This is a genomic window from Polycladomyces subterraneus (assembly GCF_030433435.1).
GTDB lineage: Bacteria > Bacillota > Bacilli > Thermoactinomycetales > JIR-001 > Polycladomyces > Polycladomyces subterraneus.
In genome coordinates this window covers 33,176-59,169 of sequence record NZ_JANRHH010000029.1, presented here as the reverse complement: position 1 = coordinate 59,169, position 25,994 = coordinate 33,176, and the positions used below count along the sequence as shown (strand labels likewise).

Genomic DNA, 25,994 nt, shown 5'->3' with positions numbered 1-25,994 from the left:
TTTATACCTCCTGAAACAGAAATGGGATATTTTGTTTTTCCCTGATTTTGAGACGCAACACATGGCTACGGTAATTCCTCCGCCAGGATTGCTGCGATTTCATCAGTTGCAGGGCTTGTCGGGTCATTTTCGGGGCAGGAAGACGGTGAAGTGGGTGGCAGTATGGGGACATGCGGACCGATCTAAAAAACAATGCCACCTTGGGATCGTAAGAGATCCCTATGACCGGCACTCCCATGGCAGCGGACAGGATCAGAGAGTGCAGACGCATACCGATCATCAGGGAAAGCCGGCCGCAGATCCCTTTCATCGCTTTAGGGGGATAATGTTTCCTCATCATCGTATAACTGCCGGCCGGCAGGCGTTGGGCGAGTTCATTCAAGACAGCGGCGTCACCATTACGGCTGAAAGGGAGGAGGACCAGGTGGGCCTTGCTGTTGCGGACGATGCCGGAAGCGACCTTCGCCATTGCCTCGATTAATGCTTTCCGATCCCCCCCTTTGAATTTCCAGGGTCGCATGGAGATTCCGACCAATGTCTTGTGTACGGGCACTCCTTCGCTACGCAGATACTTCAGGGCTGTTTTAGGCGGTTCGTGCTTCAAATTTAAGGCCGGATCCGCGGTTAGCCTGATGTTTCCTACGGAACGGACCATTTTCAGCGAATCGGCATCCCGTACCGTAGCTCTTTTGGCTACGGCCAGCAAACGGAGGGCATACTGCTTCGCATGTTGGGAGAAAAAAGGACCTGCACCGATCCCGTAGAAATAGACCGGCTTACCTAACTTCTTCGCCAAATCGACCACCTGACCGTAATAATTCACTCCTCTCGCTTTACTTCCGAAGTTGTAGTGAGGCTCCCAACCGTTATAATCCTGTAGGATCCCTCCGCCCCCTAGAACGACAAAGCTGGCTTGCTGAACTGCGTTTTTGACGGCAGCGTAGGAATCGATGCGGACCGTTTTCACATGGCGGGGTCCCCTGTATGCCGGGCAAAGCCCTTTGGAAACAACGGTAAAGGAAGCTTTCGGGAACTTCAGGGCGAAGCTATCAATGATCGATTCCAATATGGCGTCATCCCCTAGATTGCCGGCACCATAATAGCCGTGAAGCAAAATTTGCATCGTGGTAATTCTCCTTCGTGAATAATGTTTATTGATATATTTATTATTTGGTCTATTAATTGGCGCCGGCTAATCACCATCCCGCAGAACCTAACCAGATATTATTTATATATCGACGCTCTATACTGGCGAGAATCCCGATGTCCAAAATTAGTAGTCTGAAATTAATAGTATAGATCTTCGTCTAATTGTTGCTTTCGACTGCATTACTATCACCGTCCCCACTGTTATGTCTCTGTCAAATCCACTAAATAAGGTCGACAGCGACAGCTGTCGACCTATATATCTCCGACCCATATTCGGGTTCGTCAGATACCCCTTTTTCTTCCCGCCCCGACTAGGGCACCTCAATCCTTCCGTTTGTCCACTTGACACTTCACGGCTAAAGCCGTGGGATTCTTGAGTGGTTAACGCCCTCAGTCCATTTCTGTTTCGGGCAACCCTCAAGCTAGCGGTTAGCACGTACCCGAATGGGCGGACACCTGTCACCAGATCTCTTTCAGTTGACGATTTGACGGATGATCTTGTGATTGTGATCTTTCATCCACCAGGCTTCTTTCGGAGGGCAACAAAACCCGTTTTTCGTCATCAAACTGAAATAGGGGATGCCCGATCAGGCATCCCCAGAAAAGGCGCGTTTATCATTGATCAATCTTCCGGATCCTTCGGTTTTTCGTCAGAAGGCGATTCCGATACGGATCGGTCGTCGTCCGGTTCAGTCGGTTCCCCGGATGCCGTTTTTCCATCCGCTTGTGCCTGCTCTTTGCCCTGGATGTTGATCCGGATTTTCTCATTCACTTCCGGATCATTCAGTTTGCCGGTTTCCAGCAACTGTTTGATCTCATCGGCATCCAACGTCTCTTTGACCAGCAGGGTCTGCGCTACGAGCTCCAACTCCTTGCGTTTTTCCAGCAACAGCTTTTTCGCCCGCTCGTAGCAGCTGCGAATCATTTCCTGCATCTCCTGGTCGATTTCGTACGCGATCGCATCGGAGTAGTTTTGTTCGTGACCCAGATCGCGTCCCAGGAAGACGTGTCCCTGCGGACGGCCAAACTGCATCGGCGCCAGCTTGTCGCTCATGCCGTACTCCGTAATCATCCGGCGCACGATCGAGGTGGCCTTCTCAAAGTCGTTGTGCGCACCGGTGCTGATTTCCCCGAACACGATCTCCTCAGCGACGCGGCCGGCCAACAATCCGGTCACTTTATCCAGCAACTCGTTTTTGGTGAGCAGGAAACGATCTTCTTTAGGCAGCATGACGACATATCCGCCCGCTTGGCCACGCGGAACGACTGTCACCTTGTGCACAGTATCGGCGTGCTCCAGGTAGTACCCCACGATCGTGTGACCAGCTTCGTGATAGGCGATCGTCTTTTTCTCCTTTTCGCTGATGACACGGCTTTTCTTTTGCGGTCCCGCGATCACGCGATCGATCGCCTCGTCGATCTCTTCCATGCTGATCGTTTTCTTGTTCCGCCGCGCCGCCAACAGCGCTGCCTCGTTCAACAAGTTCTCCAGATCAGCGCCCGTGAATCCAGTTGTCCGCTGCGCAATTACTTCCAAATTGACATCATTGGCCAACGGTTTGTTACGGGCATGCACCTTCAGAATCTCTTCACGCCCTTTGACGTCGGGTCGGTTTACCGTGATCTGGCGGTCAAAACGACCCGGACGAAGCAACGCGGGGTCAAGGATGTCCGGACGGTTGGTCGCTGCCATGATGATGATGCCTTCGTTGGCACCGAAACCATCCATCTCCACGAGCAATTGGTTCAGGGTTTGCTCACGCTCGTCATGGCCACCACCCAATCCGGCCCCCCGCTGGCGACCGACAGCATCGATCTCATCGATAAAGATGATACACGGGTGGTTTTTCTTGGCCTGCTCAAACAAATCCCGAACACGGGAGGCCCCCACACCGACAAACATCTCCACAAAGTCAGAACCGCTGATACTGAAAAACGGCACACCTGCTTCCCCTGCAACAGCACGAGCCAACAGCGTTTTCCCGGTTCCGGGCGGCCCCACGAGCAATACGCCCTTGGGAATGCGTGCACCTACAGCCGCAAATTTCCTCGGGTCTTTGAGAAACTCGACGATTTCCACCAATTCCGCTTTTTCTTCGTCCGCGCCCGCTACATCGTTAAACGTGACTTTTTTCTTCTCCTCGTTATATAGCTTGGCGCGGCTTTTGCCGAAGTTCATTACCCGACTGCCGCCGCCCTGCGCTTGGTTCAACAAAAAGAAAAAGAGCAGCAAAATAATCACGAAAGGAATGATGGACGTAAAAAAGGTCAGCCAGACAGAGTCGCTTTTCGCCTTTTCATAGGAGTGCCGAACTTTGTACTTCACCAAGTCTTGCACGACGGTGCTGCCGTTCAGCATCGGCGCCTCGACAACGAACGTTTTACCCGGCTTCCCTTTCAGCTTCCCTTCGATATGGTAGGTCGTATTTCCTTCCGGTTGAACGGTTACGTTCTCGATCTGGCCCGCTGCCAGTTTGGCTCGGTATTGATCGTACGTAAGCGTTACGGTGTCGGTTCCTTGGTTTGCGATAATGTTCACAATCCCGACGACGACAAGGATGAGAATAATATATAATCCGGGAATCCGGAAGACGTTTTTCATCCTTGACCTCCTCTCAATGCCACTTACATCATTTTACCACAGGGCAACGACCTGTCACAACCTTACTGTTGCTGATACACCTGTTCCTTCAGAATCCCGATATACGGCAGATTCCGATATTTCTCTGCATAGTCCAGGCCGTATCCCACCACAAAGGCGTCGGGAATCGTGAACCCGCAATAATCGGGTTTCAAATCCACCGTTCTGCGCCCCGGTTTGTCGAGCAGGGTGACCACCTTGATCGAGGCGGCGTTGCGATGACGCAACAAATCGATCAGATGACTCAAGGTTAATCCGCTGTCGATAATGTCTTCCACAATGATGACGTGCCGTCCTTCAACGGAAGCGTCCAAATCCTTGATGATGCGAACCACGCCTGACGATTTCGTCGATGCGCCGTAGCTGGAGACCGCCATAAAGTCCATCTCCAGCGGAATGTCCATGCTGCGGACCAGATCGGTCATAAACGGGGCCGCACCCTTGAGCACACAGATACAAAGCGGATTCAGATCCTTGTAGTCCTCGGACAGGCGACATCCCAATTCTTTCACTTTTGTTTTGATCTGTTCTTCGGTATACAAGATCTCTTGAATATCCTCGTGCATGGTAACCTCCCAATCATCCTATGTATGCTGCTGATGAGGCAACCGTTCGGGCATTCCGTCCGTCAACCATTCCAGATACAAAAAATGACGGGTATTGGCAGTCACCGGTGCCCAATCCGAACGGCGAACGCCCGGAATCCAAACGATCGTCTCCCCGTGCAGTACCACGGGCAGGCGGTCACGCTCTCTCCGCGGAATTTTGGCGGAAATCAACAGGTCCTTCACTTTGGTCGTGCCGTTCAATCCGATCGGTCGGATGCGATCGCCGGGTCTGCGTGTGCGAACCCAAAGCGGAAATGTAAGCGCATCCGCATCAAATACTGCCCAAATTCCGCGTAGATGTTCAGCATCGAGGCGTTCGGTCGTCACACGGCAGACAAACCGTCCGCCCAGATCGGGGATCATTGTTTCACCCGGAATATGGAGTCGTACAGGTGCCAACGGTTCGACCGGCGCATCATCCCCAACCGCGATCAGGAGCAGGTCGTATTGACGTTCCGCCCGGAAACGGCCGGGCAGGTCGATCCGTGCCGACGGTTCGGGATGGGCCGCCAGATGACGAATCTGTTCCACTGTATCCATCGTTGCCTCGTTTGCTTCTTCTCCCAGAAGACAATTTAATATTAGTTTAATCACCCTCCTTTGTAAAGCAACGTGAAGATCCAACAAACGGTTTCGATCCAAAACGATTTCATTTTTTCCTTTTTTCCTCACAACCCGTCTCCAAGCCCGATCCACCTGTTGGCGCCACCAGTCTTCCTCTTCTCCCACCACACGGGACAGTTGGAGCAACGCTTCCTTCACGCGTGGGTTATACTGCTGGAGCTCGGGAATGAGTTTCAAACGGATGCGGTTGCGGGTGTATACGTCGGAACGATTGCTTTCGTCCAGACGGGGAGATAAAGCGTGATCTTCACAATACTTTTCAATCTCCTTCCGATACACGTCAAGCAGCGGCCGGATCAATCGTCTCCCTTCCCATGAGCGGATATACGGCATACCGGCCAATCCACTGACACCGGTTCCCCTCAACAAACGCATCAAAAGGGTCTCCACCTGGTCGTCGGCGTGATGTGCCAGAGCCAACGCATCCACATCCCACTGATCAGCCGCCTGCCGATACGCCTGATATCGCAACCGCCGCGCCACGTCCTGTTTATTGCCGCCATACAGGCGCAAATGCCCTGCCACATCCACCCGACTCACCCGGCACGGGATTCCCCACGCCACGCAAATTTGCTCAACAAATTCGGCATCCTCGGCGCTAGCTTTTCCCCGGAGCTGATGATCCACGTGCACGGCGTATACCTGCCACCCAAACTCCGGTGCCAACCGATGAAGTGCATGTAACAATGCGAGCGAATCCGGCCCGCCCGACACACCGACCAGCACACGATCCCCTTGGTGGAGTAGTTGGTGATTTCGGACCGTTGTTTTTAGTGTTTCCAACAACATCCTTCTTGCATCCTTCCTGGGGCTCCTAAATCAATCCGATTTCACAAGGCCAACCTTCTTTCGCAAGCCAAAGGTCGCTCGCAGGCTCCAGACCACCTGTTACAGTTTACGGCCAGGACGTGTCTGGTCATACTGTCCAAATGCTTTCCCTCTCGTATCACGCGCCCTGCAAAGAAGCAGATCCTGACCATTCCGACCTTGAGCAAGAACGCGGGCAAAATACGCCCCGTATCTTCGCTCGACCGAGGCTTCGGTTTTGGCTCGCCAATGACCAGACACACCCTAGACAAAAACCCGGGGCACTCCCCGGGCATCACGTTTACGATTGTCCGTTCCCTTTTATTGTACTCGCATCCCACAGCGGAATCAAACGGCCGATCCCCCCAGTTTCGGCCATTCAGAATGCCGCTACTTGCGGGCGTTCCACCCGAGACACCCCGGACAGACGGATTGTCGCCCATTCGGGTGTGTAATGATCCACCTTGGACACCACCACCGTCATATCGTCGTCAATGCTCCCCCCATTTCCGCGTACAACCCGTTCCAGCAGGCAGTCCGCAAAAGATTGCGGGTCTTTGGTATCGATCTCGGCGATCAGACGTTTGAGGTGCATCTCTTTGTTGTGCGCTTGACGCGGCGCATCCAATACACCATCCGTCACCATGATCAACAGATCACCCGGTTGGAGTCGCTTTTCCAAAGGCTCCACATCGATATTGCGCAAAATCCCGATCGGCGGATTGCCGGCAGACAGGGTGATCACTTCTTTGCCCCGTTTGATGAAACCGGGTGTGGAACCGATTTTCAAAAACCGAGTGTTCGCGTCTTTCAAATCGATCATCGCCAGATCGATCGTGGCAAACATCTCGTCTGTCGATCGCAAACCCAAGATGGCGTTGACCGTCTCCACCGCTTTTTTCTCGTTCATCCCCGCCTGCAGAAGTCGTCGGAGCAATCCGAGGGCTGCATGGCTCTCTTCCTGGGCACGCTGTCCGTTGCCCATGCCGTCGCTCAAGGCCACCGCATATTTTCCCGTCCCCAGATTCATGTAGCAATAGCTGTCGCCGGACAACCAGTGCCCCCCTTTGGCGGCGCTCGCCACACCGGTTTTGATCTCGTAGTGTTGGGCCGATCCCAACGTGACGACAGCTCCCGATGTCCTGCCCTGGATGACCTTTCGATGAACGGCGATGGGTTCGCCGATGATTTCCGTCAACAACGGCGCGATCAGCTTCCGGCACTCATCCAATGCATCGCCGTGCGGCAGAGTGACCTCGACTTCCACCTTCCCCTCCTCCAAATTGATCACTTCCACCCGCTGGATGGACAGACCCAATTCTTCCAGTGCCAGCTGTATCTGCTCCTCCTGTGCGGCGAGCACTTGCGCTTCCTTCCGGATGTCTTCAGCCAAATCGCGCATCACACCAGCCACGCCCTCCAACTGTTCAGAAACCAGCCGGCGCGCTTCCCGAACCTGCTCTCGCCAATACAGGTCGTGCTCATACAAATCGTATCGCTCCTGGATCAAAGCCAACACCTTATCCGCTTTGACGCAATGCTCGGACCACGACCGCGGTGTCCTGAGCGGGCGATCTTTAGGATGCATTTCCACCATCGCCATCAGATCGGTCATTCCCTGATACGTCTTCATCATGTCACGCTCCCAGCATTGCCGGTACCGATGACATGATTTGCAGGTCTTTTCGGTCACATCCCCGAGAAAACGGCTGAAGTGGGCAGTCTCCTGTTGCCGCTGCAAACTGGGATCCTCCCGAAAACTGTGGGCCAACTCCACGAAGAGCTCGGTAAACTGATCCACTTTGGCGGCCGTCACATCACGCAATCGGCGCACATACTCCTGTTGGGAGTGCTGGTACTCGTCCGTCCCCGGGATATGACGGGAAATCACCTTGAAAAAGGCGGACGGCGTCAGCCACAACAATACAATCGCGCTCGCCGACTCAGCCAGCGAAATCCAGGCATGCCACTTTCCACCTGCATACAGTGACAAAATGGCGGTACCCAGTATGAACCCCACCGTCACACCCAATCGCTTGCCCTCCCGGAAAAGTCCGGCCAACAATCCGGCGAATGCCAGCAAACTGATCTCTCCAAGCGAATGGGGATCGGATAGGCTGAGAATCATCCCGGTTACCACTCCGACAGCCGCACCCGTCATGCCGCCGCCCACCAGCGCCAGCACGAGAATAACATACCGAGACAACACATGGACCGCCGACACGCCTGATACCGCCCATCCCATCGCCCCCGTCATCACCGAGCCGATCAATATGACGAGGCAGATCATCTCCTCTTGGCGAAGGGCCATCCTTTTTCGGCGTACGGTGAAGAAGGGCAGCGACTGGACGAAGATAAACGAGAGAATGAAGCTCAACAATACGTCGATTCCGGCCATCATTGCTTGGTACGGTGTCCATCCGCTCCACCAAAAGCGTATCAGGTGGACCCCTGCGCTCGTAGTCAGCACGACAAAAGGGACGTAATTGATCTGCCCCCTTTTCACCCATGCAAAGATCTTTTGAATCACCAAAAACAGAATAAGTCCCGCGACTGTTTGTGCCGTGTGTATCGGTTCCTTAGTTGCCGCTCCCGCCAACAGTGCCACAGCCACGGCCGGCCACTGCCTGCGAGACAGTTGGTAGACAACAGCAAGATAGGCGACAGAAAACGGTGATACGGCATCCAACATCACTGCCCGTCCGAACAGAAACCCCATCAGCATGAGCGGAAGGTTCCACACACGCGACCATCTTTGCAGCTTTCGCTTGGTATCGGGGCTTAAGCGAAACGCTTTTCCGATCGGCCGCATCCAGGTCATCCCCACATCCATCCATCGCATTTGCATCCATCCCACACCTTTCTTCGCTCGTGTGCCACCCATTATAGCGGGGCTTGGATGGGAAAGTTTGTCACAATGCGAAGGTTGTCCAAAAAAATGTTACGACAACATTTGAAAACGGTATGTTGCCCATAGCTGTGGTTGAAAACGCCGATTCTTTTTTTCCTGTGAAAAAACAATCCCCCGCCATTTGTCGGCGGAGGGCGGTATTTTTATGTATCACCTTGTCGATATAGTGGTCGAATGTCGTGACTTTGACAAAACTTCTCATTTCATACCAAAACCGAAGCGGCTGCGGGACCGGTGTTGTCGAGCAGAAGCGATGGGCTTATCCTTCTTCCAAGGGGAACATTGTGGCTTCAGCCAGGTACGGCGGAATAAACTTCCGTTGGGTCTGCAGACGGATCATCTTATCCAAGGTACGCAGCGCATGCACTTGCTGGCGTCGTTTCAGCTGTCCTTTTTCGATCGCCGTTGCAAATTCGTCAATATCGATCACATGGTAGCGACCGTCAGGATAAACGATCATGTCCAACAACAGGTCGACCATGACGTACCGCGTGCGTCCAACCTGCCGCATATCCATCACGTCACAGTAATAGTACATGAATTCCCCGTTACGGTGAAACACCTTGGAGATGGTGTACCCCTTGCGGACAAAATAGTACGTCAAAAATATCCGTTTGCCGTCGGGGTTAGGATATTGGGTCGCAAAACAGTGACGTCCCCGCCAGTCCCTAACCTTTTCCGTATAGGTTTTGTTGATTGTGGTGAATTTAATTTTCTTGATAGAGACATTCACAATACCACTCCCACCAGCCGCTGTTTGACGGCCCCGGATTCCCGGCGGACACGCTTCGAAACGGACCGGCTTTCTGGATAAATAAAAAAAGGCGAATGGCGCCCTTATCGATGAAGGGCCGTTCCCTCGCCTTCCCCTCTCCACATTTGGTAGCGGCGGAGGGCCTCGAACCCCCGACCTCACGGGTATGAACCGTACGCTCTAGCCAACTGAGCTACGCCGCCACATGATCAGTAAGAGGATCCCCCTTACCGGGATATGTTTGGTTGCGGGGGCAGGACTCGAACCTGCGACCTTCGGGTTATGAGCCCGACGAGCTACCAACTGCTCCACCCCGCGTCGGTTGCGAACAGCTTCTATTATATAAACCGCTCGCAACCTTGTCAAGCATGAAATCCCGGTATTTCTTCAGTCAATTTTTGGATCATATGGCGGATACAGTAAATACTTACTCCGTATATGTCGGAAGGATTCCAGTCCCTCATTCCACTGGGCGGCGATTTCTTTAGCGGGAACGCCCGCGTCGATCTGCTTGCGAACCCGATCCGTCCCCGTCAGTTTGTCAATCCAGTACGGCTCCTCGGTTTCCCGCCAAGCAAACTGGTCGGGATATAGTTGCTTCACTGTTTGGATGATGGTCAATCCGGTCAGCACTGGGTCAAACGATTGGCGATCCTCCACATATACCTGCACGCCCCCGACCGTCTTCCCTGTATATTTGGAAAACGTGGGAGTGAAATACGCTTCCCTGAACGACACCCCCGGTAACTTTGCCCGATTCAGTGCCTCCGCCAATTTCCATCCTTCGATATATGGTGCGCCGATCAACTCGAACGGACGAGTCGTACCCCGGCCCTCCGACAGATTGGTTCCTTCGATCAATCCCATGCCCGGATACACCGTAGCCGTATCCAGTGTCGGCATGTTGGGTGACGGCGGAACCCAAGGCATCCCCGTCTGATCATACCATTGATTGCGCGTCCATCCTTTCATCCGAACCACTGTTAATCGGGCACGTTTTCCTCCCGTTTCCTCAGGCAGGAATTCCCCATTGAACAACTGGGCTAATTCCCCCACCGTCATCCCGTGACGGAGCGGAATCGGAAACAACCCGACAAAGGAGCGGTACGCGGGATCCAACACCGGTCCTTCCACCTTTTCCCCGCCGATCGGATTGGGACGGTCCAGCACAATAAACGGGATATCAGCCTTGGCCGCCGCCTCCATGGCATATGCCATCGTGTAGATATAGGTGTAAAAGCGGGTTCCTACATCCTGTATATCAAACACCAGCACATCGACACCATCAAACAACGGCACCATCTCATCAGGCTTCTTACCGTACAGATTAACGAACGGCAATCCAGTACGCGGGTCCACATAGGACCCCGGTGTATCACCTGCCTGCTCCGTCCCGCGGACGCCGTGCTCCGGTCCATACACCTTCACAACATGAATCCCCTTGGCCAACATGGCATCCAATCCGTGTTGGTAATCTCTGGTCATTCCCGTCGGGTTGGTGATCAGCCCGACGCGTTTCCCGGCGAGGGATTCCGGGTGTTCCAACAATATTTCCAACCCCGTTTTCACTTGACCGTGGTGATGATCGGTCAAGGGTTCTGCCCCGTCGGCCACTTCAGAGCCCATCATACCCAATGAAAGCAAACCGATCATGACCATGCCCAGCCAACGTCTGACGTGCATCCCACGGCTCCCCCTTTCGATCCAGACGGCGGTGTGGTTTTAGCTTATTCCGTCCGGCGATTCCCCGAAACATTTCTCCGTTCCATCTGGGGAATCCTGCCTATACAGCCAAAACCGGTCTATGATCGGTGTAGAAGGACGGTTCACTCCTTATTCATTCTCCCCGATCCACTCCATAAAAAAACCCGCCCCAGTTGGTGGCGGGACGGATGGTGAAGCCTCTGCAACCCCATTTTGAGGTAAATCCCATTTACCCGGGGAATCTGGGTTCCCTCCGTTTGATGACAAAGTGCATGCGGGCTCCGATTTCCGACTTTGTCCTATAAAAGAATGCGACCGTTTTCTTAAGAGCAAGTCTTCGCTCGCCTGGGAAAGCATTTGCTACCCTCACAGATTTACCATACACACCCTTTTGTGGATAAGATTCCAATACCAGATCTGACGGGACGGGATTGCCTTCGCTCATTTTGGTATGAGATAGAATTCCTCTTGATCATCTTTGGTATAGCCCAATTTTCTGGCCATCTCATCCATGTACGTATCCGTCTGCATCCGCTGGATTTGCTCCCGCAGTTGTTTCTGGCGCGCTTGTAGTTCGGAGATTTGTGCACGCTTCTGTGCCAATGCGGCTTCGGCCTCCGAAATTCTCCCCGTCTGGATGATCAGTTCGACGAGAAACCAGACGAGAAAAGCGCACATGATCGCCAGCCACACCAATCGACGCCGTCGCGCTTTCGTGGAAATCGGCCGGTGGTCAAGGCGATCGGCCGATGAAGCCTGCGCCGTTCGCTGCGGTCGAAACGTCACAACATTGTTTGCGGCAGGTTTTCGGATCATGAGCATCATCCTCATTTCTCTCTGTTTCTGGAAAACAGGCGAGTTATCCGGTGCCATGCCGAACGGACCCAATGCAGACAGGGAATGATACGGGGCCGGACATACCGAATCCAAGGACGGATCAGCCAGACATCGGCGATCGTGATTCGCCGGATGACCCGTAGTAGGACGAGGAGTAAACGAATCGTTCCAGCCCCTATGAAGCCCAAGGCCGTCCATGCGTATGTGAGCGGCACCCAGAAGGTGACATACAACGTGCGGAACACCATGCGGATCATCCACTCCGCCAAGCGGATCATCCAGGAGATCAGCCGGATCATCGTCCGGCTCATCCAGAAATAGTAGAACGCAATCCCGAGTACGACAGCGAGGAAGACATAAAAGCGGAGCACACCCCAATTGCTCCACATCAGCAAGCCGAATACCAATCCTGCGGCCACTGTCCAATATAACAGGTCGATGAGCGAGACCACCCATCCTCTGAACCGGAACCGACCTTTCATCACTCGATAGATGTCCAACAAGACACCGAGGATGATCCCGGAAGCGGTCATCCAGCCCATCGTCAGCCATTGCGCTTCGAGACTCACCGGAACAACCTGCCCAGCAACCCTTTCGTTCTTTCCATGCGAGAAGTACCGTCATCCAAGTAGCTCATTTCGTAAAAGCTGCCTTCGATCGACACTTTACCCTGTTCCAAGTCCAAGCTTTTGATGTGCAGGTTTTGTCCGCGGATGCCCAAGTAGCCGCACTCGGTATTTAACAGGAATTCCTCGCTGTCAAAACTTTCCAAACTGACCACACCCGACACGTCCAAAGTGTTTCTCCCGCTCAGCACCACTTCGTGACGGGTGCTTGTATACAATTCGTCGACCATGGCATGTACCTCCTCTCGGTACATGATATGGACGACGTCCAGACGTTAGAACCAAGGTGATTCTTCCTCTTGATTTGGGGGTGCCTCGTTCCCTCCGCTCCTGAGAATGGCTGGGATTCAAGATCGCCCGCAATGGAGACCGCCTTCTTGCCTCTGCAAGGAAGCAAATCATGGCCGCTCCGACCGCTGAACGCGGGCAAAGTACCTTCGCTTAGAGGGAATTTCCCGTAATGAGGTTCCTGTGCTTATCGAATGACTTCGTTCTGTCGCTCACCTGGAAAAACATTAGGCCCCTTACCGAATTACCAGACGCGCCTTAAGACACCTCTTCCGTCTCGCCTGAAGACGATTCCGACAGTGTTTCCTCTGATACGATCGTGTACATCTGGCTTGCTTCCGATTTCCGGGAGGTTTCCGCAATGGAGTCAACGCGAACTGTGAGCAGTTTCTTGCCGAAGCGAATGGTGAGTTGGTCGCCGACGGAGACGTTGGTGCCCGCTTTGGCGGGGCGGCCGTTGACCTGTACGCGGCCTTGGTCGCACACTTCTTTGGCCAACGTCCGCCGCTTCACCAAACGGGACACCTTGAGGAACTTGTCCAACCGCATCTTACTTCACGGCTTCTTTCAGCCGGCTGCCCGCACGGAAGGCAGGCACTTGGGATTCCGGAATTTCGATCGTCGCCCCCGTCTGCGGATTCCGTCCCACTCGGCCGGAACGTGTGCGCGTTTCAAATGTCCCGAAGCCGATCAGTTGGACCTTCTCACCTTCGCTGAGCGCTTGCGTAATTTCATTTAAAAAATGGTTGATGACCGCTTCGACGTCTTTTTTGGTCATCCCGCTGTTTTGGGCGATGCGGGCGATCAAATCCTGCTTGTTCACTCCACGCTACCTCCTTTTGTCGGTACTCACTGGTTTACCATTCTGTGTGAAGAAACAAAATCCTGCCCCAGAATTGGAAAAATCCATCTATTTTACCGACAGTTTCGCGCAAACGTACTCCGGCGGATCATTGTTCATCACGCATGTTCTCTTTGGCTTCCTCCCACCAAGCGTCCAGTTGTGCCATCGGAATCTCGGACAGCGGTCGCCCGTCCTCTCTTGCCCGTTTTTCTACCCACTGAAAACGTTTTATAAACTTGTGGCATGCCCCGAGCAGCGCCTGTTCAGGGTCCACATCGAAAAAGCGCGCCAGTGCCGAGACGACAAACAGCAGATCTCCAAGTTCTTCTTCCCGGTGAGCGGGATCTTCCGCCCGGAACAGTTCGTCCAGCTCTTCCATCACCTTGTCGCGAACGTCTTCGGATGTTTCCCAATCAAAGCCCACCTTGGCCGCCCGTTTCTGCAATTCCATCGAACGAAGGAGCGCGGGGAATTGTGAAGAAACACCGTCCAGCAGGGAGCGAGGTTCGGGTTGATCCGCCCGCTCCAGCTGCTTGATTTCGTCCCATTTCCGCTTGACGTCCTCAGCCGTTTCAGCCGATCCGTTTCCGAATACATGCGGATGGCGACGGATCAGCTTCTCTGAGAGATTCCCTATCACGTCCCGGATATCAAATGTTCCTTCCTCACGTGCAATCTGAGCGTGAAGGACGACCTGCAACAGCACATCCCCCAGTTCGTCCGCCATCTCGTCAGGGTTCCCCTCCGCCAATGCGTCCAAAAACTCATACGCTTCTTCCAGTAAATATTTGCGTAGACTTTGATGTGTCTGTTTGCGGTCCCACGGACATCCCCCCGGGCCGCGCAAGCGTTCGATGATACCGGTCAAGGTGTCGAAACGGCGGTTGAGCACCCGTTCCTCATCCGTGGGTGGAATGTACAACAGGGTAAGGTTGTCGAACCGTTCCTCGTGGTCCAACTGATACAGCGGAACCGTTTCGATCCGCTCCCTCTCCTCAACTCCCAGTGCGCTCGCCACAGTGACCGGAAAGTCGTCCGGGTAGACTTCCATCAACGTCAGCTTGATGTCGGAAGCGACCATCCGATCGTATACCTGCGCGATCAGCTGGTGCACCCGCGGATCGAGGCGATCGGCGGACAGATCGGTCCCGTCCAGAAGGAGGAAACCGTCAATCGGATCAATACCCAACCGAGCAAACGCCGCGTCGAGAAAACTACCGCCCCCGCGTACATCCACCTGGATACCGTGTCGATTGCCTTCCTCCCGTAACAGACGCACCGTCCGTTCCGCCACCATCGGGTGTCCCGGCACCGCATACACAACCGGACGGCCCGCTTTGGCCTCGGCCAGCAACCGATCGACGATTTCCCGATAGACCGATTCAAAATCGGCATGTGCTTCATAGACGGAATCGAAAGTAGCGAAACCGAGCCCACGTTCTCTCAACCAATCGACTACCGGATGATCTTCTGTTCGGAGCCACAATGCATCCGCACGCTCCAACGTCTCCAACGTCCCCATCGGCAAAGCGGATATATCACCGAAACCCAAACCAACGATAGTGATGGTTCCTTGCAATGGAACTCCCCCTTTACCCGTCAGACCGGCGCCACCGCTCCACTAGCGGAATCAGTTTGGGACCGATCTTCGGCATATTTTCGAGATCCGCCCTGCTTACAGCACCGAAGCGGATCAAGGCAAATCCGTACACGGCCACACCGACTGACACCGACACCAGCGCAACGACCGTCATCATCAGACGTTCCGGCAACCAACCCGCCAACAACCACTCCAGTCCCCACATCGCGGACCACACCGCCAAACTCATCATGGCCGTCGATCCAGCAAAGGGGAGTAATGCATCCCGCCATCTCCATCCGTATCCCATCCGTCTCAGCGTTCGCAGGTTCAACTGGGCTGCCACGCCGTAACCCAACACTGTGGCCAAAGCAGCGCCCCGAATATCCCAGACAGGAATCAATAGCAAGTTGGCCGCTACCTTCACCGCCACACCAATCAACAAATTGCGTGCGGGCACATATACGTTGCCCAATCCCTGCAACACGCCGGCCGCCGTCATTTTCACCATGGAAAACAAAGCGGCAAAAGCCAGAATGGACAGTGCGACCGTCCCCGCCGCATCTTCATACAACATCACATTGGTCGGCCCAGCAACGATCGCCAACCCGACGGATGCAGGCAAACCCAACATCATCGTCAGCCGCAGAGCCATATGGGTGAGCCGAAGTACTTCATTCTCATCCCGGTGAGCACGCGCGGAGGCGATGGCTGGCACCAGTGACAAGGACAATGCGCCGGCAAAAAAGGAAGCAAACTGAATCAATGGTTGTCCACGATCAAAAATGCCCTTAGCCGCAACAGCTTCTGTCGGTTGCCACCCCTGTTGCAACAAAATGTTGGTGACAGTAAAGGAATCCGTCAGAGACAACAACGGCAATACCAGGGATCCCAAACAGATCGGCAATGACAATACCAACAGTTGACGTGCAATTTGCCATTCACTCTCTCGTTGACCACGAGCGGTACCTCGGCGTACGGCTTGCGCACGAAGATGTCGATTCCATGTAATCAGCAGAAACACCAATGCAGCCGCCGCACCCGTAAACGCCCCGAACATCGCCCCAGCACCCGCCATCACGACACCCGCGCCAGTGGACATAAACCACCAAGCGGCAATCAGAATGGTGGCGACGCGGACCAACTGCTCCATCACTTGGGAAACCGCCGTAGGCATCATGTCCTGATGTCCTTGAAAATAGCCGCGGATGACAGATACAACCGGTACGACCAGCAAAGCAAACGACACAGTCCGAATCGGGAGCGTGAGCAGTCGTTGACTTCCCATCCACGTGGCGATCATCTCTGCCCCGGCAAACAGCAGGATAAACAAACACAGTCCAGTCATACTTAGGATGACCGTTGCCACACGGAAAATCCGTCCGGCTGCATCACGATCCCCTTCAGCCAGACGTTCTGATACCATCTTGGATATCGCCGTGGGGAATCCGGCGGTGGCAAGCAACAACAAGGTACTGTACAACGGATATACCTGCTGGTAAACAAACAGCCCCTCATTGCCCGTGATGTTTTGGTAGGGCACTTTGTACAATGCCCCCAGCAGCTTGGACACAAACGCGGCGGCACTAAGAATGGCCGCCCCTCGGACGAAGGAATAACCCCGCGACATGATGATCTCCTTTCCCGTCCGCCTCCAGGTACCCAACAAAACGAAACTGCCGACAACGGGATTGTCAGCAGTCCGATCGGATCTTTGATATTGTAGCATGAAACCAACCACCTGACTACCGAACGGAGAACCGGATTAGTTTGGGATCCCGGGCAATTTCTTTTACGTCGTGTATGGTCATTCCATCATGGGGCAATGTTTTCCCAGGTGGGCGACAAGACCTTGGCCCGACCGATCGAAAATGCGATACGAACGATATGAATCAGATCCGCCCTCATCAGATCAGCATAACTTGATCAAATCGTCCCCTGGCAAAGAAAAAGCAGGCTGTAGCCCGCTCAGATTGTCGATCCTCCGCATAACCGTTCCCATGAGTCACTGCTCCATCTGTTTTCCCAAAAATCCTGCGGCTGTCCCCGCCAGCTTCACTTCCAGTTCTCCCATATGCACGCCTTCTTTTTTGGTCAAGAGAATCACGGCGCCGATCGGGTCTCCACCTGCGATGATCGGTGCCACCACGAACGATTGATATTGTTCTGGCATGTCACGGATCAGTTCCGCCCGAGTGGGATTGGCTTCCAAAAGGGTGCGTCGTTGATCCATGCAGGATTCCACCAGGCTACCCACCGGTTTTTCCAGATACTCTTTTTTGGGACCGCCGGCAACGGCAATGACGCTGTCCCGATCACAGATCAACGCGATATGTTGAAGATTTTCAAACAAGGATTCCGCATACTCTTGAGCAAAATCCCCCAACTCACCGATGGGAGAATATTTTTTCAAGATCACTTCTCCGTCACGATCCACAAAGATTTCCAACGGATCCCCTTCCCGAATACGAAGCGTCCGGCGAATTTCCTTCGGAATGACTACACGTCCCAAATCGTCGATACGCCGGACGATGCCGGTTGCTTTCATCTTATGTGATGCCTCACTTTCGTCGATGATTTTTCCTGATCAGGCCTTGTTGTTGTCTGATACGTCCTATCCGCCCATAGTATTCATCTGCTTCCAATTAATTATGCGGATAGGCCCCTTCGAAACAAAACAGGAGGGATTTTCCAATACGGTTAGGAATCATTCGACTTTTTCAATCGTAAAATAGCCCAGCTCTCACGCCGGGTTAAACGACTGACAAAGTGGCCAAGGTTGTATCTGATGGGTCGGTTCGCTTCGCTTACAGGCTGCCTGCGCATGGATTCCCGCGCTTTCCGAATCGAATCTCAGTAGGGCTTAGTCAGTCGCTTACTTGAGAAAACATTGCCCTTAGGGAAAGGCCAGAAACGCCCTAGAGTCAGGAGATGGGACATTCGGGACTCTCCTATCATCGGTGGGTGGTTCCATGGCAACAAAAAAGCCCGCAGGTTGTTAACAAAGTCCTGCGGGCTCCCTTTGAGAGCAAGTCAGCTCATTACATTTTCCTGTTTTCAAATACCATCATAGAAACCAGCAACTCCAGGCGACAGCCTGCGCTCCTCATTGGCTGGGAGCAGCGGGTTGTCCTTGTCCACCGGTCATTCCCGATCCCGGAAGGGGCGGTTGCGGTTCTTTCGGCAGGTTCCACTTGGACACCTTCACGTTTTTAGCCAGGTACTCCTTGTAGATCTTTTCGAGCAGCATTTGTTTCACTTCGTCTTTGACCTGGTCAAACGGTTGCTTTTTCCGCTCCGTCACTTTGATGATGTGATAACCGTACATCGTTTTGACCGGGTCGCTGATTTTATTTAACGGCAGAGTTTTCACCGCATTGGCGAATTCCGGGGCGAAATCCCCAGGTTTACCTTCGATAAGGCCTCCCGTATTTTTGGAGCCGGGATCATCCGAGTACTGCTTCGCCAACTGGGCGAAATCCCCGCCCTTCTCCAATTTCTGCTTAACTTCCAGCGCTCGTTTCTTGGCATCGGCATCAGATCGCTTGCCGTCTTGAACGGAGATCAATATGTGATTGGCCTTGACGGTGTAAAACTGATCCGATTTGTCGTATTCGGCTTTCAACTGCTCGGGTTTGATTTGCTTCTCAAAGTAGGCGGACACCTTTTCACCGCGAATGATGAAGTCTTTTAGCTGGGGCTTGGTAATCCCCGCTTTCCGCAAAATCTGATCGAAGGATTCCTTGGGATTGCCCAAGGATTGTTTGGCCTGTTCCTCCAACTTTTTCATTGTTTCATCCGCTTTTTTCTGGAACTCCGCACTGTCCCCCACTTGACGGGCAACCATCATTTCCCCAATGTATTGCTTGGCGATTTCCTGCTTCATGCCGGGCATTTGGATCATCATCGAGACTTGCGGCTGAAAAAAGCCGAGAATGTTCAGATACAGGTTAAATTCACCCTCGGTCACTTTACCGCCGTTGTATTCCGCGATCACCTTTTTGCTGTCCGTCTTCAGCGGGAAGGCGGCTTGTCCGACCGGATTTTGTTTTTGTCCGGAGGTCGTTTGGTCTTTATCAGCTCCACATGCCGTGGCAAAGATCGACACCATCAGTAGAAGCGCCAACAAGGCCGCAAGGCCTTTATTCATTCGCCGCATTTTGAATTGCTCCTTTCGTTTTGGGAACCGCTTCATATTTTATCAGAAAACGCTCAACCATTTCCAGCGCGTCAGCCGGAGACAGGCCTGCGGTCTTGAAGATGATGCCGATTCGCTGGCCGGATGACAGGCGGACGCGTCCCGGAAACTCCTGCGCCAGCCGGAACAGGCGTTGCCCATCCACTACCTGGTTTTGATCCGGATGCAAACGGATGGTGATTTCCTGACCCTTCTGTTGAATCTCCTCGATCCCGTATTTCAACGCGTAAGCCCGTATCCGGGCAATGCGCAACAGGGTTTGCACCGGTTGAGGCAAATCCCCGAACCTGTCTTCGATCTCTTCTTCGAGATCGCGTGCTTCTTCCAACGTGTGTATGGCGCGGATCTTTTTATACAGCTCGATCTTTTGTTTCTCGTCCGGAATGTAATCCGAAGGCAGATAGGCGTCGGCATTCAGTTCGATTTGCGGCTCCAGCGGCTGTTCCTGCTGTTCCGTGCCTTGCAATTCGGCGATCGCTTCTTTTAGCATCTGAGAATACAATTCAAATCCGACACTGGCGATATGCCCGTGCTGTTCGGCTCCCAGAAGATTCCCCGCGCCGCGGATCGCCAAATCCCGCATGGCGATTTTGAAACCAGAACCCAGTTCGGTAAACTCCTTGATCGCTTGCAGTCGCTTTTCCGCTGTCTCAGTCAGCACCTTATCCCGCTGATAAGTGAAATAGGCATAGGCGATCCGGTTGGACCGACCGACACGACCGCGCAACTGGTACAGCTGCGACAAGCCCATCTTGTCCGCATCGTAGATGATCAGCGTGTTGACGTTGGGGATGTCCACTCCTGTCTCGATGATCGTGGTGCTGACGAGCACGTCGTATTCTCCGTCCAGGAAATCCAGCATGACACGCTCCAGTTCGGTTTCGGGCATCTGCCCGTGTGCGACGGCCACACGTGCTTCCGGCACCAATGACCGGATTTGTTCCGCCATTTGCTCGATTCCCTGCACTTGGTTGTAGAGGAAGTACACCTGCCCGTCACGCGCCAGCTCCCGCTCGATCGCTTCCCGCACCAATGCGGCGGAATACTCGAGCACATACGTCTGCACGGGGAAACGGTTTTCAGGCGGCGTTTCAATGACGGACAAATCGCGTACCCCCATCATTGCCATGTGCAGGGTGCGCGGAATCGGGGTGGCCGTCAGCGTGAGCACGTCGATGTTGTGCTTCATCTGTTTGATCCGCTCTTTGTGTTTGACGCCGAACCGCTGTTCCTCGTCGATGATCAAAAGTCCCAGATCCTTGAACTGCACGTCCTTGGACAACAACCGGTGCGTACCGATCACGATGTCAACCGTGCCGTTCTTGACGCCCTCGATCGTCTCCTTTTGCTCCTTTCGCGAGCGAAACCGGCTCAGGACGCGGATTTCCACCGGGTAGCCGGCAAAGCGCTCCCGGAACGTCTCATAGTGCTGTTGCGCCAATATGGTGGTGGGCACCAGAACCGCCACCTGTTTGCCGTCCATCGTCGCTTTGAACGCAGCACGAATGGCCACTTCCGTCTTCCCGTAACCCACATCGCCGCACAGCAGTCGGTCCATCGGCTGGGGTTTCTCCATATCTGCCTTGATCTCGCGGATCGACCGCTCTTGATCGGGTGTCTCCTCATACGGGAACATCGCATCGAATTCCCGCTGATAGGGAGTGTCCGGGGAAAAGGCGAAGCCCTTGGCCGCTTGCCGTTTGGCATACAGTTTGATTAAATCTTGAGCAATATCTTGTACGGACGAGCGTACTTTATTTTTGACCTTGCTCCACTCGCTGCCACCCAAACTGTACACCTTGGGCGTTTTTTCCTCTGCGCCGACATATTTCTGTACCTGATCGATCTGATCGATCGGTACGTACAGTTTGTCGTTGCCGGCGTATTGGATCAAGAGATAATCCTTGTGCATCCCGCCCACGTTGAGCGTCTCGATCCCTGCATACCGCCCGATGCCGTGGTTGACGTGAACCACGTAATCGCCGGGTTGGAGCTCTTGGTAATCCTTGATCTTTTCAGCGTGGCTCATTTTGGAGGGGCGGCGCATCCTACGCTGTTTCTGGGTAAAAACCTCGCCTTCGGTCACCACCGCCAGCTTGATCGCACTCAGCTCAAATCCGTTTTGCAAAGAGGTGACACGAACGACGGGTCGACCAGCAAACGGAGGGGCATCTCCGTTGTCATGCTCCAACTCCATCCCGTAATCGGCCAGCACCCGCTTCAATCGTTCTGCCCGCTCCTCACTGCTTGCCGTGAAAATGACGCGGAACTTCGCCTTTTGCCAACGCTCCCACTCCGTTTTGAGCACATGCATCTGTCCGTGGAACTGTTGCATGCTCCGACAGATGAACTGTACGATGTTTTGCGGTTGGAATCCCGACACCTGCCGCATAAACAACGACAGCGCGATCCGCGGATGTTTCACGCGAAACAGGCATTCCTCGTAAGAGTGGGAAATTTTTAGCTGAGGCAGAAACTCTCCCTGCTGCAACAGTGCGGTCTGCCATTCCCCTTCTTCCCGCTCCATCTGACGAGCGGTCTCCGTGATCCGGGCCGGTTCGTCCAACACCAGCACAGTGTCTGTGGGCATGTAGTCCAGTAAACTCTGACAATCCGGATAGATGAGGGTGATATATTTATAGATGCCGGTAAACCATTGTCCCGATTTCAGCTGTTCGATTTCCCAGCCGATCCCTTCAGTGAGTTTCTTTTTGAGCGAGGGGTCCTTGATAGTAGAAAGACGCTCCTCCAATAATCCCGCCGCTTTTTCACCCGCCTGATACAGTCTTTCGGCATCGGCGAACAATTCGCGGGCAGGCGGGATCAATACCTCTTCCCATTTGTCGTAGGAGCGTTGATCCGTTGCGGAAAACGGTCGGATCGAATCCAGTTCGTCTCCAAACCACTCCATGCGGACAGGGTCCTGGAATGTAACCGGATACACATCCAAAATGCCGCCACGAACACTGAATTCACCGGGTTTCTCCACCATTTCCACCCGTTCGTAACCGATCTTCACCAGTCGGTCGACCAACGGGTCCATCGGCCGTTCCTCTCCCACTTTCAATCGGATGTGATTGGCTTTTACCGTGGTTTGGGGCGGAAACAACTTGCGCAGTCCAGCGAACGGCACGACAAAAACGCCGGTAAATCCGCGCGAGAGACGGGACAACACATCTACCCGTTCCCCGAGCGTCTCGTGTCCGGCGAGCGCGATTTCCGTCGTGACCAATTCATTGGCCGGATACAACATCACTTCTTCCTTCGGCAACAGTTCGTACAAATCTTCCGCCGCTTTTTGCGCTTGGTTCAAGTTGTGCGTGACCAGCATCACCGGCCGTCCGATATCACGGTATAGGGAAGCCACATACAACATCCGCGCGGTTCCCGTCAGTCCCGCGACCATCTGCTCGGACAGCCCCATTCTCAGTCCTTCCACTGTGGACTGAAAATCCTTATCCTCCCGAAACAGCTGTATCAAGGGCTTCACGTCGTCTCGGCCTCCTCTCTGCGACCGCCTTTTTTACGCCAATACAAAAGAAGCCTTAGCTGGGGCAGCCAAGGCCGTTCGTTCCTTTCTATCCGGCTGATTTGGCACCGTTCTCCCCCCGCGCCAAAACCATTATTTTCCAGATGCGCTGACGTTCCAAGCCGACAAATGAAACTTCTCACTGCAATGGCCGGGGCAATAGAGACAGTTCCGGTGAACGGTTCAGCATCTCCTGGCATGTTTCACAGACTACCTTCACCAGGGTGCCGCCATCCATATCATCAGATATTATATCCTTCCGTTCCTCGGGGGTCAACCAATGAAACCCTAACTGCCATTCTGTAATATTTTCTGTTGACAGTTGACCGAGCGTCTGATCGCAAATTCTGCAAACATATCTGATTCCCATCATATTCCTCCTGATCCGAAGATATTCTGGTATAGTATCGCCGGATCGGGAGGGATTCATAAGTGGATCACTGATTGAATTCGTTCATCGCAATCAGGAAGGAATCCGTCTCCACCCAACGCATCACAGCATCCGCCGCACGGTGTACGGCTGATACGATGGCGTCCTGTTCATCAGGGGCAAACGGAGACAACACGTAATCAGGAATCGGTTGCGGTGTCACCGGACGGCCGATCCCGATCTTGATCCGCTTGATAGATTGCGTTCCCAGGTGCTGAATGACGGACTTCACTCCGTTGTGCCCTCCGGAACTGCCCTTGAGACGGAGGCGGAGATGACCAAGCGGCAAATCCAGATCATCGTAAATAATCAGCACGTCGTCCACGGTGCATTTCAGCCAATCCATCGCCGGGCGCACCGACTCCCCGGACAGGTTCATGAATGTCATCGGCTTAAGCAATGTGACGGTTTCCGTCCCCACCCGTCCTGTACCGCTCAACCCTTTCCATTTCTCCTTGTTGACCGGAATCCCCCATTGCTCACTCAGCCGGTCAATCACCCAAAATCCGACGTTGTGTCTCGTATTCTCGTAACGGGGGCCGGGATTCCCCAAACCGACAATCAACTTCACAAACCATCCCTGCCTTTTCGTCAGATCCTCCATCAATGAGACAGGCGCAACCCTCAGGCTGCGCCTGTCGTTTTCATTCCGGCACATGCACGCGGTGTGGTCACACCCATTTTATTAACCGTTGACAGTTTCTGTTTCCGTAGTCGTCTCCGCTTCGCTTTCTCCTTCGTCTGTACCCGCCACTTGCGGTCGGGTCACGGCGGCCACGACCTCATCCGGGTCAGACATCAGTTTCACACCGTCCGGCAATTTGACGGCTTGCAGGGTGACAGTATCACCGATCTCCAGTCCGCTGACGTCCAAGGTCAAAACTTCGGGAATCCTATCAGGCAAGGCGCGGATTTCCACCTCATGCAACTGATGTTGCAACACCCCGCCTTCCTTCACCCCTTTCGGCTCCCCTTTGAGCACCAGAGGCACTTCCGTGTCGATCGGCTCGTCCATTTCCACGGCATAGAAGTCCACGTGCAACAATTTATTTTTCAACTCATCCCGTTGCCATTCGCGTATGATGACCGGGTAAGTTTGATTATCCAATTGAAGTTGAATCACAGAGGTCGCGGCACCTTGTTGCAAGCAGCGCGCCAATTGCAATTCGTCCACATGCAGCAGTTGAGGGTCTTTTCCTTTTCCGTAGAATACCCCCGGTACGCGACCTTGCTTACGCAACTTCGTTTTCAGCGCTTTCGGACGTGCTTCTCGGCGTTGTGCTTGAATCGTCAGTGCCATTTTCATCCCTCCGTCGAAAAAAATCTTACATAATCATCATTTAACCGGATAACGGGGGATTTAAACATGCAACTGACAGCAACACACCGAAAACTCGTTCCAAGCGTTCCAGAATCGGTCTTCCCGTCTGAGGCCCACAGCAGGACTCACTTGCCTGATGACAAACACAGGTGAATCATGTGGCTCGTCAGTCAAACAATTTGCTGACAGACAACTCCTCGTGCACACGGATAATCGCTTCCCCGATCAGGGATGCCACAGACAACACCTTGATTTTGTCCAGCTGTTTTTCCTCCGGCAAAGGAATGGTGTTGGTGACGACCATTTCCTTTATATTAGCCTGCTGAATCCGATCAATCGCCGGACCGGAAAAGACCGGGTGCGTGCAGCAGGCGTAGACTTCTTTGGCTCCTTGCTCCAGCAAAGCATTGGCAGCCAGCGTGATCGTCCCGGCAGTGTCGATGATATCATCGATGATGATTGCATTTTTGCCCCTTACATCCCCGACGATGTTCATCACTTCGGCGACATTGGGTTCTGGACGCCGTTTGTCGATGATGGCGATTGGCGCTTCCAATCGCTCGGCCAGTTTCCGCGCCCGGATCACACCACCGTGATCGGGGGAGACAACCACGACGTCATCCAATTGCTTTTTGATGAAGTAGTCGGCCAAAATGGGCACACCCAACAAATGGTCCACTGGAATGTCAAAAAAGCCCTGGATCTGGTTGGCATGCAGATCCATGGTGATCACCCGGTCCGCGCCCGCCGTCTCAATCAGGTTGGCGACCAGCTTGGCCGTGATCGGATCACGTGCCCGCGTTTTCCGATCCTGACGCGCATATCCGTAGTATGGGATCACAACGTTGATGGTACGTGCAGATGCTCGTTTGAGCGCGTCCACCATCACCAGCAGTTCCATCAAATGCTGGTTGACCGGGTGACAGGTGGATTGGATGACATAGACATCCGACCCGCGAACGCTCTCGTCCAGTTTGACGTGAATCTCTCCGTCACTGAATTTGCCCACTTCGGCGTCCCCCAGCGGTACGCCTATGTGATCGGCGATTTCCCGGGCTAAACCGGGGTTGGAATTACAGGTAAACAATTGCAGACGTGTTTGACGAAGTTGAGACATGGGTGAACGATCCTCCACTTTAGATGG

At 53.7% G+C, this 25,994-nt stretch carries 21 protein-coding genes and 2 tRNA genes; all 23 read right to left on the bottom strand.

Annotated elements, in window-relative coordinates:
• Window position 1: 1 nt before the first annotated feature.
• The 23 genes from NWF35_RS06155 to NWF35_RS06045 all read right to left on the bottom strand — a co-directional run bounded on the left by NWF35_RS06155 (window position 2) and on the right by NWF35_RS06045 (window position 25,967).
• The gene (locus NWF35_RS06155; protein ID WP_301238209.1) at window positions 2-1,123 is read right to left on the bottom strand and encodes a polysaccharide pyruvyl transferase family protein; all 1,122 of its coding nucleotides are present in this window, start codon (window positions 1,121-1,123) and stop codon (window positions 2-4) included.
• Between the two features lie 648 nt (window positions 1,124-1,771).
• Window positions 1,772-3,751 carry an ATP-dependent zinc metalloprotease FtsH gene (ftsH, locus tag NWF35_RS06150; RefSeq protein ID WP_301238208.1) on the bottom strand — a complete coding sequence of 660 codons (1,980 nt, stop codon included), beginning with the start codon at window positions 3,749-3,751 and terminating at the stop codon, window positions 1,772-1,774.
• Between the two features lie 62 nt (window positions 3,752-3,813).
• On the bottom strand, window positions 3,814-4,356 hold the full coding sequence (gene hpt / locus NWF35_RS06145) for a hypoxanthine phosphoribosyltransferase (protein WP_301238207.1): 543 nt from the start codon (window positions 4,354-4,356) through the stop codon (window positions 3,814-3,816).
• A gap of 18 nt (window positions 4,357-4,374) precedes the next feature.
• Complete coding sequence (tilS, locus tag NWF35_RS06140) at window positions 4,375-5,811, bottom strand: tRNA lysidine(34) synthetase TilS (RefSeq protein WP_301238206.1); 1,437 nt, start codon at window positions 5,809-5,811, stop codon at window positions 4,375-4,377.
• Window positions 5,812-6,208: 397 nt separating this feature from the next.
• Complete coding sequence (spoIIE, locus tag NWF35_RS06135) at window positions 6,209-8,677, bottom strand: stage II sporulation protein E (RefSeq protein WP_301238205.1); 2,469 nt, start codon at window positions 8,675-8,677, stop codon at window positions 6,209-6,211.
• A gap of 322 nt (window positions 8,678-8,999) precedes the next feature.
• Window positions 9,000-9,473 (bottom strand): ribonuclease FAU-1 family protein, encoded by a 474-nt coding sequence (locus NWF35_RS06130; protein WP_301238204.1) that lies wholly within the window; start codon window positions 9,471-9,473, stop codon window positions 9,000-9,002.
• 147 nt (window positions 9,474-9,620) lie between these two features.
• Window positions 9,621-9,697: transfer RNA gene (locus NWF35_RS06125), tRNA-Met, on the bottom strand.
• Between the two features lie 39 nt (window positions 9,698-9,736).
• Window positions 9,737-9,812: transfer RNA gene (locus NWF35_RS06120), tRNA-Met, on the bottom strand.
• A 69-nt stretch (window positions 9,813-9,881) separates the two neighbouring features.
• Complete coding sequence (locus NWF35_RS06115) at window positions 9,882-11,177, bottom strand: exo-beta-N-acetylmuramidase NamZ family protein (protein WP_301238203.1); 1,296 nt, start codon at window positions 11,175-11,177, stop codon at window positions 9,882-9,884.
• Between the two features lie 462 nt (window positions 11,178-11,639).
• Complete coding sequence (locus NWF35_RS06110) at window positions 11,640-12,014, bottom strand: FtsB family cell division protein (RefSeq protein WP_301238202.1); 375 nt, start codon at window positions 12,012-12,014, stop codon at window positions 11,640-11,642.
• 11 nt (window positions 12,015-12,025) lie between these two features.
• Window positions 12,026-12,604, bottom strand: coding sequence for a spore cortex biosynthesis protein YabQ (yabQ, locus tag NWF35_RS06105; RefSeq protein WP_301238201.1), 579 nt, complete (start codon window positions 12,602-12,604; stop codon window positions 12,026-12,028).
• Window positions 12,601-12,891, bottom strand: coding sequence for a sporulation protein YabP (yabP, locus tag NWF35_RS06100; protein ID WP_301238200.1), 291 nt, complete (start codon window positions 12,889-12,891; stop codon window positions 12,601-12,603). The genes yabQ and yabP overlap by 4 nt, the downstream gene beginning before the upstream one ends.
• Window positions 12,892-13,207: 316 nt before the next feature.
• Window positions 13,208-13,498, bottom strand: a complete 291-nt coding sequence (locus NWF35_RS06095) for an RNA-binding S4 domain-containing protein (RefSeq protein ID WP_301238199.1) — start codon at window positions 13,496-13,498, stop codon at window positions 13,208-13,210.
• 1 nt (window position 13,499) lies between these two features.
• On the bottom strand, window positions 13,500-13,772 hold the full coding sequence (locus NWF35_RS06090; RefSeq protein WP_301238198.1) for an HU family DNA-binding protein: 273 nt from the start codon (window positions 13,770-13,772) through the stop codon (window positions 13,500-13,502).
• Window positions 13,773-13,899: 127 nt separating this feature from the next.
• The gene (gene yabN, locus NWF35_RS06085; RefSeq protein WP_301238197.1) at window positions 13,900-15,372 is read right to left on the bottom strand and encodes a bifunctional methyltransferase/pyrophosphohydrolase YabN; all 1,473 of its coding nucleotides are present in this window, start codon (window positions 15,370-15,372) and stop codon (window positions 13,900-13,902) included.
• 13 nt (window positions 15,373-15,385) lie between these two features.
• Window positions 15,386-17,101 carry a putative polysaccharide biosynthesis protein gene (locus NWF35_RS06080; RefSeq protein ID WP_301238196.1) on the bottom strand — a complete coding sequence of 572 codons (1,716 nt, stop codon included), beginning with the start codon at window positions 17,099-17,101 and terminating at the stop codon, window positions 15,386-15,388.
• A gap of 276 nt (window positions 17,102-17,377) precedes the next feature.
• The gene (spoVT, locus tag NWF35_RS06075) at window positions 17,378-17,920 is read right to left on the bottom strand and encodes a stage V sporulation protein T (protein WP_301238195.1); all 543 of its coding nucleotides are present in this window, start codon (window positions 17,918-17,920) and stop codon (window positions 17,378-17,380) included.
• A gap of 558 nt (window positions 17,921-18,478) precedes the next feature.
• Entirely contained in the window at window positions 18,479-19,531 is a 1,053-nt protein-coding gene (locus tag NWF35_RS06070; protein ID WP_301238194.1) for a peptidylprolyl isomerase, read from the bottom strand.
• Complete coding sequence (gene mfd / locus NWF35_RS06065; RefSeq protein WP_301238193.1) at window positions 19,515-23,060, bottom strand: transcription-repair coupling factor; 3,546 nt, start codon at window positions 23,058-23,060, stop codon at window positions 19,515-19,517. The genes NWF35_RS06070 and mfd overlap by 17 nt, the downstream gene beginning before the upstream one ends.
• A gap of 178 nt (window positions 23,061-23,238) precedes the next feature.
• Entirely contained in the window at window positions 23,239-23,469 is a 231-nt protein-coding gene (locus tag NWF35_RS06060; protein ID WP_301238192.1) for an anti-sigma-F factor Fin, read from the bottom strand.
• 67 nt (window positions 23,470-23,536) lie between these two features.
• A complete protein-coding gene (pth, locus tag NWF35_RS06055; protein WP_301238191.1) occupies window positions 23,537-24,100 on the bottom strand; it encodes an aminoacyl-tRNA hydrolase in 564 nt (187 codons plus the stop codon).
• Window positions 24,101-24,214: 114 nt separating this feature from the next.
• Window positions 24,215-24,829 (bottom strand): 50S ribosomal protein L25/general stress protein Ctc, encoded by a 615-nt coding sequence (locus NWF35_RS06050; RefSeq protein ID WP_301238190.1) that lies wholly within the window; start codon window positions 24,827-24,829, stop codon window positions 24,215-24,217.
• Window positions 24,830-25,016: 187 nt separating this feature from the next.
• A complete protein-coding gene (locus tag NWF35_RS06045) occupies window positions 25,017-25,967 on the bottom strand; it encodes a ribose-phosphate diphosphokinase (protein ID WP_301238189.1) in 951 nt (316 codons plus the stop codon).
• Window positions 25,968-25,994 lie beyond the last annotated feature (27 nt).

What these genes read in the sequence shown, in the direction of transcription:
- NWF35_RS06155 (WP_301238209.1), bottom strand. Translation starts at nt 1,123, where the DNA reads ATGCAAATTTTGCTTCACGGCTATTATGGTGCCGGCAATCTAGGGGAT.
- ftsH (WP_301238208.1), bottom strand. Translation starts at nt 3,751, where the DNA reads ATGAAAAACGTCTTCCGGATTCCCGGATTATATATTATTCTCATCCTT.
- hpt (WP_301238207.1), bottom strand. Translation starts at nt 4,356, where the DNA reads ATGCACGAGGATATTCAAGAGATCTTGTATACCGAAGAACAGATCAAA.
- tilS (WP_301238206.1), bottom strand. Translation starts at nt 5,811, where the DNA reads ATGTTGTTGGAAACACTAAAAACAACGGTCCGAAATCACCAACTACTC.
- spoIIE (WP_301238205.1), bottom strand. Translation starts at nt 8,677, where the DNA reads ATGCAAATGCGATGGATGGATGTGGGGATGACCTGGATGCGGCCGATC.
- NWF35_RS06115 (WP_301238203.1), bottom strand. Translation starts at nt 11,177, where the DNA reads ATGCACGTCAGACGTTGGCTGGGCATGGTCATGATCGGTTTGCTTTCA.
- NWF35_RS06110 (WP_301238202.1), bottom strand. Translation starts at nt 12,014, where the DNA reads ATGATCCGAAAACCTGCCGCAAACAATGTTGTGACGTTTCGACCGCAG.
- yabP (WP_301238200.1), bottom strand. Translation starts at nt 12,891, where the DNA reads ATGGTCGACGAATTGTATACAAGCACCCGTCACGAAGTGGTGCTGAGC.
- NWF35_RS06095 (WP_301238199.1), bottom strand. Translation starts at nt 13,498, where the DNA reads ATGCGGTTGGACAAGTTCCTCAAGGTGTCCCGTTTGGTGAAGCGGCGG.
- NWF35_RS06080 (WP_301238196.1), bottom strand. Translation starts at nt 17,101, where the DNA reads ATGCTACAATATCAAAGATCCGATCGGACTGCTGACAATCCCGTTGTC.
- spoVT (WP_301238195.1), bottom strand. Translation starts at nt 17,920, where the DNA reads ATGAAAGCAACCGGCATCGTCCGGCGTATCGACGATTTGGGACGTGTA.
- NWF35_RS06070 (WP_301238194.1), bottom strand. Translation starts at nt 19,531, where the DNA reads ATGCGGCGAATGAATAAAGGCCTTGCGGCCTTGTTGGCGCTTCTACTG.
- NWF35_RS06060 (WP_301238192.1), bottom strand. Translation starts at nt 23,469, where the DNA reads ATGGGAATCAGATATGTTTGCAGAATTTGCGATCAGACGCTCGGTCAA.
- NWF35_RS06050 (WP_301238190.1), bottom strand. Translation starts at nt 24,829, where the DNA reads ATGGCACTGACGATTCAAGCACAACGCCGAGAAGCACGTCCGAAAGCG.
- NWF35_RS06045 (WP_301238189.1), bottom strand. Translation starts at nt 25,967, where the DNA reads ATGTCTCAACTTCGTCAAACACGTCTGCAATTGTTTACCTGTAATTCC.